At 70.0% G+C, this 12,835-nt stretch carries 9 protein-coding genes; 6 read left to right on the top strand and 3 right to left on the bottom strand.

Annotation, left to right across the window (positions count from 1 at the left end; genetic code table 11):
• Positions 1–7: 7 nt before the first annotated feature.
• The 3 genes from CT688_RS14490 to CT688_RS14480 all read right to left on the bottom strand — a co-directional run bounded on the left by CT688_RS14490 (position 8) and on the right by CT688_RS14480 (position 6,459).
• Positions 8–3,202: a heterodisulfide reductase-related iron-sulfur binding cluster gene (locus CT688_RS14490; protein WP_231750363.1), complete on the bottom strand. Its 3,195-nt coding sequence runs from the start codon at positions 3,200–3,202 to the stop codon at positions 8–10.
• Between the two features lie 173 nt (positions 3,203–3,375).
• Entirely contained in the window at positions 3,376–4,965 is a 1,590-nt protein-coding gene (locus tag CT688_RS14485; RefSeq protein ID WP_107757475.1) for a S1 family peptidase, read from the bottom strand.
• Positions 4,966–5,079: 114 nt separating this feature from the next.
• The gene (locus CT688_RS14480) at positions 5,080–6,459 is read right to left on the bottom strand and encodes a S1 family peptidase (RefSeq protein ID WP_231750362.1); all 1,380 of its coding nucleotides are present in this window, start codon (positions 6,457–6,459) and stop codon (positions 5,080–5,082) included.
• A 303-nt stretch (positions 6,460–6,762) separates the two neighbouring features.
• On the opposite strand from CT688_RS14480, the gene gdhA reads away from it, so the two are divergent.
• From gdhA to CT688_RS14450, 6 genes are all read left to right on the top strand, one after another.
• A complete protein-coding gene (gene gdhA / locus CT688_RS14475) occupies positions 6,763–8,109 on the top strand; it encodes an NADP-specific glutamate dehydrogenase (RefSeq protein WP_107757474.1) in 1,347 nt (448 codons plus the stop codon).
• A 286-nt stretch (positions 8,110–8,395) separates the two neighbouring features.
• Complete coding sequence (dnaK, locus tag CT688_RS14470) at positions 8,396–10,249, top strand: molecular chaperone DnaK (protein WP_107757473.1); 1,854 nt, start codon at positions 8,396–8,398, stop codon at positions 10,247–10,249.
• Positions 10,246–10,443, top strand: a complete 198-nt coding sequence (locus tag CT688_RS14465; protein WP_017838418.1) for a hypothetical protein — start codon at positions 10,246–10,248, stop codon at positions 10,441–10,443. Before dnaK ends, CT688_RS14465 begins: the two co-directional genes overlap by 4 nt.
• Positions 10,440–11,066 (top strand): nucleotide exchange factor GrpE, encoded by a 627-nt coding sequence (gene grpE, locus CT688_RS14460; RefSeq protein ID WP_107757472.1) that lies wholly within the window; start codon positions 10,440–10,442, stop codon positions 11,064–11,066. The genes CT688_RS14465 and grpE overlap by 4 nt, the downstream gene beginning before the upstream one ends.
• Positions 11,067–11,171: 105 nt before the next feature.
• Positions 11,172–12,365 (top strand): molecular chaperone DnaJ, encoded by a 1,194-nt coding sequence (dnaJ, locus tag CT688_RS14455; RefSeq protein WP_107757471.1) that lies wholly within the window; start codon positions 11,172–11,174, stop codon positions 12,363–12,365.
• On the top strand, positions 12,362–12,784 hold the full coding sequence (locus CT688_RS14450; protein WP_107757470.1) for a heat shock protein transcriptional repressor HspR: 423 nt from the start codon (positions 12,362–12,364) through the stop codon (positions 12,782–12,784). Before dnaJ ends, CT688_RS14450 begins: the two co-directional genes overlap by 4 nt.
• Positions 12,785–12,835 lie beyond the last annotated feature (51 nt).

The following is a 12,835-nucleotide window of genomic DNA, read 5'->3' as shown; positions in this document are numbered from 1 at the left end:
CGGGAGGTCAGCCGAGGGACAGGCCGTAACCGCCCGGCTTCGTCGACCGGGGGATCGAGTTGGCCTTCCCGGGCGCCGCCGGTGCCTTCGCCTTGGTGGCCGTGTCGTCGGATGCCGGGGTGTCGGTCTTCGGCTCCTCGGTCGCCGTGTCCGGCGCCGTCGTGGGCTCGGCGGGTGACGTCTCCGCCGGCGCGGCCGGGGCGGACGCCTTGGGCGCGCCGGGGGCCTTGGGTGCGCCGGGCGCCTTGCCGCCGCCCTTCAGACCCAGACCGACGGTGGGCTTGGCCGGCGCGGCGGGTTCGGCGTCAGCACCGGCAGGGTGCGCCGATGAGGGATCGGGCGCCTCGGTCTCGGCGGGTGCCGGCGCCGCCTTCGGTGCCCCGGGTGCCTTCGGTGCGCCGGGAGCCTTGGGTGCTCCGGGTGCCTTGGGTGCGCCGGGGGCCTTGGCGCCGCCGCCGAGGGTGAGGCCGCCGGACTTCGGAGCCCCGGTGGTGGCCGGCGCGGAACCCGTGGCGGCCCCCCTGGTCTCCTCGGTGCGCTCGGCGTCCTTGACCGCGGACTGCGCCTCGGTCGCGGACTCGCCGCCCGCCTTGGCCCCGCCCGGTGACTTGGCCCCGCCGGGAGCCTTGGCCCCGCCGGGAGCCTTGGGCCCGCCGGGCGCCTTTCCGCCACCACCGAGCGAGAGCCCGCCCGACTTGGGTGCGCCCGTCGAATCGGCGGCCGACGGACCGGACCCGGCGGCACTGACGGTGCCCTCGGAGCCGGCCGCGGCCACCTCGGCGCCCTCGCCCTCGTCGATGACCGGGTTGTCCGGGGCCGAGGCGGGCTCGGCGACAGCGGTCTTGGACTCGGCCGGCGCGGCGTCCCGGGCCGCCTTCTCGTCGGCCTCCTTCTCGGCCGCGGTCTTCTCGCGCTTCGGCTGCTCCAGCCACGCGGCTTCGCGAGGCTCCGGCAGGCCACCGTCGCGCGTGACGGACTCCAGCAGCAGCTGGGCCACGTCCACGACCTCGACCTGGCCCTCCTGCTCGGTGCCGTCGGTCTGAGCGGTCGCGCCATCCGAGAGCATGACGCGGCAGAACGGGCAGCCGGTCGCGATCTTGGTGGCCTTGGTCGACAACGCCTCGTCCACGCGGTCGATGTTGATGCGCTTGCCGACCGTCTCCTCCATCCACATGCGCGCGCCACCGGCGCCACAGCACATGGAGCGCTGACCGTGGCGGGGCATCTCCGTGAGTGTCACACCGGAACCGTCCATGAGCTCTCGCGGAGCCTCGTAGACCTTGTTGTGACGGCCGAGGTAGCACGGGTCGTGGTAGGTGACGCCACCGTCGATCGGTGCGACCGGCACGAGCCGCTTCTCGCGCACGAGGCGGTTGAGCAACTGCGTGTGGTGGACGACCTGGTAATCGCCGCCGAAGTCGCCGTACTCGTTCTTGAGAGCGTTGAGACAGTGGGCACACGTGACGACGACCTTGCGCTGGCCGGTGGGCACACCGTCGAAGGCGTTGTTCATGGTCTCGATGTTCTGCTCGGCGAGCATCTGGAACAGGAACTCGTTGCCCGCGCGGCGGGCGGAGTCACCGGTACAGGTCTCGCCCTGGCCCAGGACGGCGAACTTCACGCCGGCCGTGTGCAGAAGCGTGGCGACGGCCTGGGTGGTCTTCTTGGCGCGGTCCTCGAACGCTCCGGCACAGCCGACCCAGAACAGGTACTCGGTGTCCGAGAAGTCCTCGATGTCGGAGCCGATGACCGGGATGTCGAAGTCGAGGGACTTCATCCACTCGTCGCGGCCCGAGTTGTTCTGCCCCCAGGGGTTGCCCTTGTTCTCCAGGTTCTTGAACAGGCCGGCGAGTTCCGTGGGGAACTCCGATTCGATGAGCACCTGGTAGCGGCGCATGTCGATGAAGTGGTCCACGTGCTCGATGTCCACCGGGCACTGCTCGACGCAGGCGCCACAGGTGGTGCAGGACCACAGGGCCTCCGGGTCGATGATGCCGGCGGCCGTCGGGTCGTCGGACACGTCGGCGGTGGTGTGGCCGACCAGCGGGCGCTGGGCCTCCAGGCGGGCGGCCTCGGGGATCCTGGCGAGCTTCTTCTCGTCCGGGTTGCCCTCGGCGTCGACGAGTCCCGTCTCCTCACCCATCGTGGTCTTGCCACCGGCGAGCAGATACGGGGCCTTGGCGTGGGCGTGGTCGCGCAGCGCCATGATCATCAGCTTGGGGCTGAGCGGCTTGCCGGTGTTCCAGGCGGGGCACTGCTCCTGGCAGCGTCCGCACTCGGTGCAGGTGGAGAAGTCCAGCCAGCCCTTCCACGAGAAGTCTTCGATCGCGCCCGCGCCCAGGACCGGCTCGAAGTCCTCGTCCGCCTCGGTGCGCTCCTCGATCTTCTCCATGGTCAGCGCCTCGCCGTCCATGGTCATGGGCTTGAGCGCGCCGAGCGCGGTGCGGCCGTCGGCCTCGCGCTTGAAGTAGATGTTGAAGAAGGCCGAGAAGCGGTGCCACGCCACACCCCAGGTGATGTTGCGGCCCACGACGTACAGCCAGATCATTCCGGTGAGCAGCTTGATCAGCGCGAAGATCGACACCATGAGCTCGTTGGCCGGCAGGACCGTGGAGATGGGGCCGGACACCCAGTCGTGCGCCCAGTTGAAGTCCTGGCCGTCCTCGCGGTAGAGCGCGAGCTTGCCGGCCTTGACGAAGAGCATTCCCAGGCCCTCGAGCAGGACGACGGTCTCGACGAAGTACGCGGCCCGGCGGTCGGAACCGTTGAACCGGTTGAGGCTGCGACGCTGATTGACCTGGCGGATGATGATCAGCACCGTGATGCCGATGACCGTGCCCAGACCCAGGAACTCGTCCAGCACGTGGTACCAGGACTGCTGCGACAGCCAGGGCCATCCGCCGCGGGGGTTGAACGTCTGGATGTAGGCCTCGAACCAGACGATCGAGCCGAGCATGAAGCCGATCATGACGAACCAGTGGAAGAAGCCGACCGACCGCTTCCTGGCCATCCTGGTGTGGGCGCCGACCTCGATGATCGTGTTCTTCATCCGTGCGAACACGGGCCCCACGCGGTTGAAGCCGTCCTTCTGCCCCAGCATGATGCTCCGCACCATCCGCGACAGGCCGCCGATGAACGAGGCCCAGGCAAATAGGCTGAGCAGGACACCGATCGTCCCGAGAGTGATGGTCACGCCTGACATGGTTCGCGGCCTTTCGTCGCACTTCTCGACGCACGAGCACCTGACGACCCCTGGGGTGCCCGCCGACGGTCTTGTCGTTAAAGGTAAGCCACGCGGGCCCCGTTCACCGAGTTGAGGTCGCCCTAAGTGGAGCGCACTCGATTCGGGGAACGGGGCCCGCGAGGCTGGTGGCGTCAGTTGGTTCGCAGTGTCAGACCGGGATGGGCGGCCATGACGTCGGCGATCGGGACCGCCGACAGGCGCGGGACGTACCCGTTCTCCCTGGCCACCGCGTCAGCATTGGCGCAGGTCCCGGTCTCGGCGACGTTGGACGCGCTGGAGATCCCCAGTGCCTTGTCTCCTGAGAACACGACGCCGCCGCTGTCGCCTGGGAGGGCGCAGAGGTCGACCGTGAACGCGTTGGCGATGGTGCGGGACCCGGCCACGTCGATCGTCGCGCCGACCTCGGACACGGTGCCACAGGAGAAGCCGGTCCGGAACCCGGTCTTGCAGGCCTTCTGCCCGACGACGGGTGCGGCGGTACCGGTGATCGCCTGGGTGGTGTCGGGACCGGCGCCGACCAGGTTCGTGCGGAAGCGGTCGGCGAACGCGGGGTCGACGGCCACGAGCGCGGTGTCGATCCCGTCGCGTTGGGTCCGCGTCATGGTGCCGAACTCCTGGCCGTCGGCGAGTGCGGCGCGCGTGCCGTCGGCACCGGCGCAGTGCGCGGCGGTGATGACGACGGGCGAGCCGTCGAGCTCACCGTTGAACCCGGTCGAGCACTCGAGGATCCCGCCCGGAACGGCGACGGAGTAGGCGGTGCCCCCGGCTATGGGCCCGGTGGGAGCGGGACCGTCGGCGCGCGTCTGGTTCTGGGGGACCGGGGTGACGGGGTCGGACATCGTCTGGCTCATCCCGTCGATGATCGAGCCGGTGCCCGGCGTCAGTCCGGCGAGCAGCTCGACGACGGTGCGCATCGGGCCCTCGGGGATCACACCGGTCTGGTTGAGCAGTGCGAGACTGGCGAGGGATCCCGGGTCGCCACCGGCGAGCGTCGGGCCCGGTGTGCCCGCGCGGGTGGTGGCGGGTTCGAGCCCGGCCGTGTTCGGAGCGCCCTCGGACTGGGTCCCACCGTCCTCGCTGCCGACCGGTGCGGTGTCCCACGCGGGGTCGGGCGCCTCGGTCATGTCGACCTCGGCGAGGTCCTTCAGTCGCGCGGTGAGGTTGCCCAGCTGGGCGGCCTCCCCGCCGCGGGTGGACACGACCACGGCGTTGCGGGTGGGGTCGACCCGCACCCCGGTGACCAGTGCCCGGAGGTCTTCGGGGAGGTCGGTGACGATCTTGCTCACCTGCCGCTCGCGGGCCGAGAGCTCCTCGGTGGTCAGCGCGACGTCCTGCACGGTGAAGCCGGCGTCGGTGGCCTCGGCGCGCAGCAGATCGCCCGCTTCGCCGGCGACCACGCCCACCAGGCCGGTGCCCTCCTCGTCCAACCACACGCCGCCGAACGAGTCGCGGAACGCCTTCTCCCACCGAGGCCGGGATTCGGCGAGGCGCTCGCCGATTCCGGCCTGGTCCAGGAACTGCTCGGGGGTCAGCCCCAGGTCCCGGCGCAGAGCCTCGACCAGCGAGGTCAGCTGGGGCCCCAGGGCGGAGTCGAGGGTGGGTAACACCTGCGTCTGCGCCGGTGTGGTGGGCGCTGGGGAGGGGGCGGCGCCGGCGGGGGCCGCTGTGACGACCAGGGCCGCGGCGGCGGTGAGGGCGGCGAGTCTCGTGGTGGTGCGCATGGTGGCCTTCCGTGATGCACGGTGGACGACTTCAGGTCGCCCAGTTGAGGCCAAGATTACGAAGATGTGATTACTGAGTCCAGTGCGACACGTGTGATTAGTGGGATTGATGTGTCAGGCGGCGCCCACCTGGAGTCCCGGGAAGCGGGACGAGATCGCCCCGACGGTCACCCCGACCATCGTCGGGACCGTTCCGCGGAGCGCGAGGTCGGCGCGGGCGGTCTCGCAGTTCGGGTAGGGCTGGTCGTTTCTGTCGAAGGCGTTGGACAGGCTGGTCACGGCGACCGCACGGGTCGCGGAGAACACCACTCCTCCGCTGTCGCCCGCGATCGCGCACAGGTTGATCGTGACGTTCCTGACCCCACCCGGTGTCGCCGAGTCGACGCCGGACACCTGCCCGCACGTATGACCCGTCCGCTGGCCGTACTTGCACAGGGTCTGCCCCCTGACCGGGGACTGCGTGCCGGACAGGGCCAGGGGCAGCGCGTTCTCGTCGAGGACGTGGGAGTTACGGAACCGTGGGTAGTCCTCGGGGTCGACGGTGATCAGCGCGGCGTCCATACCCTCGTCTGCCTCGGCAGAGGTGAAGACTCCGAGCCTCGGCGACCTGCTGTCCTCGGAGACCGTGCCGGGCCGGAACGTCGACTGGCCCGTCGCCTGGTCGGTGAAGGAACTGCAGTGGGCCACGGTGATGTTGACGACCCGTCCGTCACGTATCCCGTTGAATCCCAGGGAACACCAGTTGGCGACGGTGCGGGAGGGGGACAGGACGTACATGCGGGTCCCGCCCACCATGGAGTCCGGCCCCAGGGCGCCCGGGTCAGGGCTCGGGGGGTTCGGGGCGTCCAGGACGGCCGCACCCGACCCGAGCGACCCCTGGGCGGGTCGCAGGCCTGCGGCGCGCACGCCCGCCCCGAGGTCGGCGGGGGGCGCGGGAGCGGCACCCGAGTCCTCCACCACCACGGTGACGTCGCCCGTTGAGGGGTCCACGTCGATGGCACTCACGCCGTCCCGCTGGCCCGGGGGGAGGGAGTCCGCCCACGCCTGCGCCCGCTCCGCCGTCTCGTCCAGTTGCCGGGCCGGGGCGGGAGCGGTGGACACCGAGAAACCACGGGACCGCGCGTCCGCGATCAACAGCTCCGAGCGCTCGGAGTCCCGGACCACCGCCACCTGACCGGTCGCTCCGACGATCTGGACGCCCGCGAAGGCCTCGGGGAACCGGGCGGAGTAGTCGTCCGAGGCGACGGCCAGGCGGTCGGCCAGGACGGACTGGGAACGGAATGCCGCCGGGGTGGTGCCGACCTCCGCGAGGGCGTCCTCGAGGGTCTCGTGACCGATCGCGCTCTGGGCGCGGGACTCGTCCACTGCCGGGGCCCCGTCGCGTGGCTGTACCGGGTCGAGTGGCTGGGCATGGGCGGCGACTGGAGTCGCGATCACGAGCACGGCGAGTATGGCGCCCAGCGTCGATCGACGGCAGCGGGGGTGGTGTCGCATGGAGGTCACTGTTCTTCTGGAGGCGGGGCAGGGGCCGGCCGGGCCGGTGAACGTCGATCGTAGGACCGCAGTGGCCTCGGCGGGCAGTTTCGGCCCGGGCAGTGCAGCGCGCGTTCCCGGCGTGACCTGACTCGGAGGCGAGTCCGGCCAGGGGCTAGGCTGCGGCTCGGCGGCGACGCCGTTCCGGCCGTGGCAGGGGCCTTGCGGGGGTTCGGTATCGGGTGAGTGCCCGCGGCGGGTGGCCCACGCCGACCGTCCCTCAGGCCGCATCCCCTACACCGCAGCCCCTACACCGGAGGTCCCATGTCCGACGCCGACGCCGCACTACACGATGCGCTCGAGTCCGTGGTAGCCCGAAATCCCGGGCAGAAGCTCTTCCGGCAGGCCGTGCACGAGGTGCTCGAGTCTCTCGCCCCCGTGGTCAGGCAGCATCCGGAGTACGTCGAGGGCGGGATCCTCGCGCGGATCGTCGAGCCTGAACGCGTGGTGTCCTTCCGGGTGCCGTGGGTGGACGACTCGGGAACGATCCGGGTTCAGCGTGGTTTCCGGGTCCAGTTCAGCTCGGACCTGGGTCCGTACAAAGGTGGCCTGCGGTTCCACCGGTCCGTTGACGAGGACACCCTGAAGTTCCTCGGCTTCGAGCAGGTCTTCAAGAACGCGCTCACCGGCCTGGACCTGGGCGGCGGCAAGGGCGGCTCGGACTTCGACCCCCACGGCCGGAGTGACGGCGAGGTCATGCGCTTCTGTCAGTCGTTCATGGCCGAGCTTGCCCATCACATCGGGGCGGATCTCGACGTCCCCGCCGGGGACATCGGCGTGGGCGCCCGCGAGATCGGCTACCTGTACGGCCAGTACCGCAAGGTCACCGGCCGGAACGAGGCGGGAGTGATCACCGGCAAGTCGGTCGCCTACGGAGGGTCGTGGGCCAGGACCGAGGCCACCGGGTACGGGCTCGTCTACTACGTCCGTGAGATGCTCCGCGAGTCCGACTTCGGCCTCGACGGGGCGCGGGTGGTCGTGTCCGGTTCCGGCAACGTCGCCCTGTACGCGGCAAGGAAGGCGACACAGCTGGGAGCCACGGTCGTGGCCTGTTCGGACAGCTCCGGTTACGTGGTCGACGAGAAGGGCCTCGACCTGGACCTGCTCGCCGACGTCAAGGACGTGCGGCGGGAGAGGCTCTCGGTCTACGCGCGGGAGCGGGGCGATTGCGAGTTCGTCGAGGGGCGCCCGGTGTGGGAGGTGACGTGCGACATCGCACTTCCCTGCGCGACCCAGAACGAACTCGACGGCGACTCCGCGCGGACCCTGGCCGCGAACGGGTGCCGGCTCGTGGCCGAGGGCGCCAACATGCCCTGCACCGAAGAGGCCGTCGAGGTGATACACGACACGGGTATCCTGTTCGGCCCCGCCAAGGCCGCGAACGCCGGCGGTGTCGCCACCAGTGGACTCGAGATGCGGCAGAACGCGGGCCGACTGCAGTGGGACTTCGAGCGCGTCGATTCGGAACTCGACCGCATCATGACCAGCATCCACGCCACCACGGCCGCCACCGCCGAGGAGTACGGGATGCCCGGCGACCTGGCGGCCGGGGCGAACATCGCCGCCTTCCGCCGCGTCGCGGACGCGATGCTCGCGCAGGGCGTCATCTAGCCCCATGCGCGCTGGCGTCCGGGTGGGCGAACCACGGGGATGAGTTGCTTGAGTCGGGGCGGCGCAGTTTTTGACGTGATCTGAATCACAACGGGAATCGATCGGCCGGGGCGGTAGTTGTACGGAGCGTCAAACCTCAGTGAGTCCGACTCAACTTGGGTTGACGGCATCCACTCCGAGAGGCAGTGTGGTGTCACTGATCCGAGCCTTGAGCCGGGTCTGCTTAACAACGGAGTTTCGGACCACCCCCGTCCGCGGTCGAGTACGCGGAGAGAAGGAGAACATCATGGGACGTGCAGTCGGTATCGACCTCGGCACCACCAATTCCTGCGTCGCCGTCCTCGAGGGCGGCGAGGCCAACGTGATCGCCAACGCCGAGGGGTCGCGCACGACCCCGTCGGTCGTGGCGTTCGCCAAGAACGGCGAGGTCCTCGTGGGCCAGCCCGCCAAGAACCAGGCGGTCACGAACGTCGACCGCACCATCCGCTCGGTCAAGCGCCACATCGGCACGGACTGGAAGTCGGCCTCGATCGACGACAAGAACTACACCCCGCAGGAGATCAGCGCGCGCACGCTGCAGAAGCTCAAGCGCGACGCGGAGTCCTACCTCGGTGAGGACGTGACGGACGCGGTCATCACCGTGCCCGCGTACTTCAACGACGCCCAGCGTCAGGCCACCAAGGACGCCGGCCAGATCGCCGGCCTCAACGTTCTGCGCATCGTCAACGAGCCCACCGCGGCCGCTCTGGCCTACGGACTGGACAAGGGCGACAAGGAGCAGACCATCCTGGTCTTCGACCTCGGTGGCGGCACCTTCGACGTCTCCCTGCTCGACATCGGCGACGGCGTCGTCGAGGTCCGCGCGACCTCCGGCGACAACCACCTCGGCGGCGACGACTGGGACCAGCGGATCGTCGACTGGCTGGTCGACAAGTTCAAGGCGCAGAACGGCATCGACCTCACCAAGGACAAGATGGCGCTCCAGCGCCTGCGTGAGGCCGCCGAGAAGGCGAAGATCGAGCTGTCCAGCGGACAGTCCACCTCGATCAACCTGCCCTACATCACGGTCGACGCGGACAAGAACCCTCTCTTCCTCGACGAGACGCTGACGCGCTCGGAGTTCCAGAAGATCACCCAGGACCTGCTCGACCGCTGCCGTCAGCCGTTCCAGGCCGTCATCAAGGACGCCGGGATCTCGATCTCGTCGATCGACCACGTGGTTCTGGTCGGCGGTTCGACCCGTATGCCGGCGGTGACCGACCTGGTCAAGGAACTCACCGGGGGCAAGGAGCCCAACAAGGGCGTCAACCCGGACGAGGTCGTGGCCGTCGGTGCCGCGCTGCAGGCCGGCGTCCTCCGCGGCGAGGTCAAGGACGTGCTCCTGCTCGACGTGACCCCGCTGTCGCTGGGCATCGAGACCAAGGGCGGCGTGATGACCAAGCTCATCGAGCGCAACACCACCATCCCCACCAAGCGGTCCGAGACCTTCACCACGGCGGACGACAACCAGCCGTCGGTGCAGATCCAGGTGTTCCAGGGTGAGCGCGAGATGGCCGCGCAGAACAAGCTGCTCGGCTCGTTCGAGCTCGCCGGAATCGCCCCCGCGCCGCGCGGGGTGCCGCAGATCGAGGTCACCTTCGACATCGACGCCAACGGCATCGTCCACGTGACCGCCAAGGACAAGGGAACCGGCAAGGAGAACACGATCATCATCCAGGAGGGCTCGGGCCTGTCCAAGGAGGAGATCGACCAGATGATCAAGGACGCCGAGGCCCACGCGGAGGAGGACCACAAGCGCCGCGAGGAGGCGGATGCCCGCAACCAGGCCGAGTCCACGATCTACCAGACGGAGAAGTTCGTCTCGGAGAACGAGGACAAGGTCCCTGCGGACAAGAAGGAGTCCCTCCAGGCCGCGATCGCCGAGGCCAAGTCCGCCCTCGAGGGTTCGGACGTCGACGCAATCAAGGCCGCCGTGGAAAAGGTCAACACCGAGGCCCAGGCCGTCGGCCAGGCCATCTACGAGGCCGCCGCGGCCGAGGGTGCCGAGGCCGCAGACCCCGGCTCCGCGGGCTCCGCCGACGACGACGTCGTCGACGCCGAGGTCGTGGACGAGGACGAGCCGAAGGAGGGCGACAAGTGACGGAGGTGACCGGAGTGCCCGATCCCGGCGACCCGGAGGCCACCGACGAGGAGGCCGTGGACGAGAAGTACGTCCAGGACGCCCCCGTCGCCCCCGAGGCCGAGATCGTGGCAGAAGGCGCGGCCGACGTCGCTCCCGACGAAGTCGAGGCCGCGGCAGAAGACGACGAGACAGTCAGGGGTGAGTTCCAGTGACCACGCCACACGCTGACGGTCCGGAGACGGACAAGGCCGCCTGGGCCGGTGGTGACGCCGAGGACGTGGCCGCCGCCCGGGCTGTGGACGAGGAGTCCGGCGCCGCGGCCCCGGAGGCCGTGGAAGGGGAGATCGTCGAGGACGATCCCGCCCCGTCCGCCGATGGTGGCGCCGACGAGGGCGCCGGTGATCCGTCGTCACAGGATGCTTCGGCCGCTCTGCAGGCCCAGCTCGATGAGCGGACGGCGGACCTGCAGCGCGTGTCGGCGGAGTTCGCCAACTACCGCCGCCGCGTCGAGCGGGACCGCCAGGCCATCATCGACACCGCCAAGGGGTCGGTCCTCGCCGAGCTCCTGACGATCGTCGACGACCTGGAGCGGGCACGCGCGCACGGGGATCTGGAGGAGGGGCCGCTCAAGGCCTTCGCCGACAGGGTCCACGCCTTGCTGGCCTCCCAGGGGGTCGAGTCCTTCGGCGAGGAAGGCGATGCGTTCGACCCGGCCGTGCACGAGGCCGTGCAGGACGAGTCGGAGGGTTCCGAGCCCGTGCTGGGCACGATCCTGCGCAAGGGCTACCGCCACGGTGAGCGGACCCTGCGATCGGCGATGGTCACCGTCCGCTGACCTGTTCCGACCCACCGCCGGTGTGCGGTCACCCGCACACCGGCGGTCGAGGTGGAGAATGAGTACTCGAGATCTGTCAGACCCGATCAAGGAAGGAGGCGTCTGGTGAGTCAGCGCGAATGGGTCGAGAAGGACTACTACGCCGAGCTGGGCGTCTCCAAGAACGCCACGGCGGACGAGATCCGCAAGGCATACCGCAAGCTCGCGAGCGACAACCACCCGGACAAGAACCCGGGGAACGCGGCCGCCGAGGAGAAGTTCAAGCGGGTCGGCGAGGCCAACAGCGTCATCGGCGACCCCGCCAAACGTAAGGAGTACGACGAGTTCCGGGCGCAGGTCTCCTCCGGAGGGTTCGGTGGCTTCGCGCCCCCGGGGGGCGGCAGGTTCACCACGACCAGCGGCGACTTCGACATCGGCGACCTCTTCGGAGGTGCGGCCGGGGCCGGCGGCGCCGGGGGATCCGGTGGTTTCTCCGACCTCTTCGGTGGCCTGTTCACCCAGAGCCGTGGCGGCGGCGCCCCCGGCGCGGGTCGGGGCCGGGCGCAGCGACCGCAGGGCGGGCAGGACGTCGAGACCTCTCTCACCCTGTCGTTCCGCGAGGCCGCACTGGGCGAGACCGTGCAGATCAGGCTCTCGTCCGCCTCTCCCTGCCTGACCTGTCACGGCAGCGGTGCCCGCCCTGGCACCAGCCCCAAGGTGTGCAGCACCTGTCACGGGGCAGGGGTCACCCAGCGCTCCCAGGGCGCGTTCAGTTTCGCAGAACCCTGCACGGACTGCGGCGGCACCGGATCCAAGATCGACGACCCGTGCCCGGACTGTTCGGGCAGCGGCGTCACCGACCGCGCCCGCACGATCAACGTCAAGGTGCCCGCCGGGGTCCAGGACGGTCAACGCATCCGGCTCTCGGGTCAGGGGGAGGCCGGGTTCCGCGGGGCCCCGTCGGGCGACCTGTACGTCACGGTCACCGTGTCGAAGGACGCCGTGTTCGACCGTGACGGCGCGGACCTGCTGGTAGAGCTCCCGGTCTCCTATCCCGAGCTCGTCCGCGGCGCCCAGGTGTCGGTGCCCACGCTCACCGGACGGGTGACGGTCAAGATCCCGGCCGGGTCCAGGGACGGGCAGATCCTGCGGGTCCGCGGTCGCGGAATCGCACGCAAGACCGGGACCGGTGACCTCAAGGTCACGCTCCGGGTGGCGACGCCCCCCGCCGGGATGGCCGAGGCCGAGCTCGCAGCCTATGACGAGGCGTTGCGGGCGGCGGGCTTCGATCCACGGTCTGGCTGGGCCGGGTCGGCATGAGCCCCCGGCGGGACGTGGGGGACCTGGCCCCGGACGACAGCGTCCTGGTGATCTCCGTGGCCGCCGAGCTGTCGGGCCTGCACGCCCAGACCCTGCGCACCTACGACCGACTGGGGATCGTCACGCCCGAACGCACCAGCGGTGGCGGCCGGCGTTACTCCCTGCGCGACGTGGCGATGCTGCGCGAGGTGCAGCGACTGAGCCAGGACGAGGGCGTGAACCTCGCCGGCATCAAACGCATCATCCAGCTCACCAACCAGGTCGACGCCCTCCAGTCCCGGGTCCGCGAGTTGACCGACGAACTCGCGGAGCTCCGTTCCGGTTCGGGCCGGGGACGCGTCGGCGGTGAACTGGTCCACGTGCCGCGCTCGACCTCGGTCGTGGTCTGGCGACCCCGCCACCAGCGCGGGGACCACTGACGTCCGATCCAGTGGATGATGAACGAATTGTCCTAGGATAGGCTTACCTCT

This window comes from Dietzia sp. JS16-p6b (assembly GCF_003052165.1).
Taxonomy (GTDB): domain Bacteria; phylum Actinomycetota; class Actinomycetes; order Mycobacteriales; family Mycobacteriaceae; genus Dietzia.
Note: the sequence above shows the minus strand (reverse complement) of the source record. Positions and strands in the feature narration are given on the sequence as shown.

Excerpts from the sequence above, each read along its gene's own strand:
- CT688_RS14450 (WP_107757470.1), top strand. The coding sequence starts at position 12,362 with ATGAGCCCCCGGCGGGACGTGGGGGACCTGGCCCCGGACGACAGCGTC.
- dnaK (WP_107757473.1), top strand. The coding sequence starts at position 8,396 with ATGGGACGTGCAGTCGGTATCGACCTCGGCACCACCAATTCCTGCGTC.
- gdhA (WP_107757474.1), top strand. The coding sequence starts at position 6,763 with ATGTCCGACGCCGACGCCGCACTACACGATGCGCTCGAGTCCGTGGTA.
- CT688_RS14485 (WP_107757475.1), bottom strand. The coding sequence starts at position 4,965 with ATGCGCACCACCACGAGACTCGCCGCCCTCACCGCCGCCGCGGCCCTG.
- CT688_RS14480 (WP_231750362.1), bottom strand. The coding sequence starts at position 6,459 with ATGCGACACCACCCCCGCTGCCGTCGATCGACGCTGGGCGCCATACTC.
- CT688_RS14490 (WP_231750363.1), bottom strand. The coding sequence starts at position 3,202 with ATGTCAGGCGTGACCATCACTCTCGGGACGATCGGTGTCCTGCTCAGC.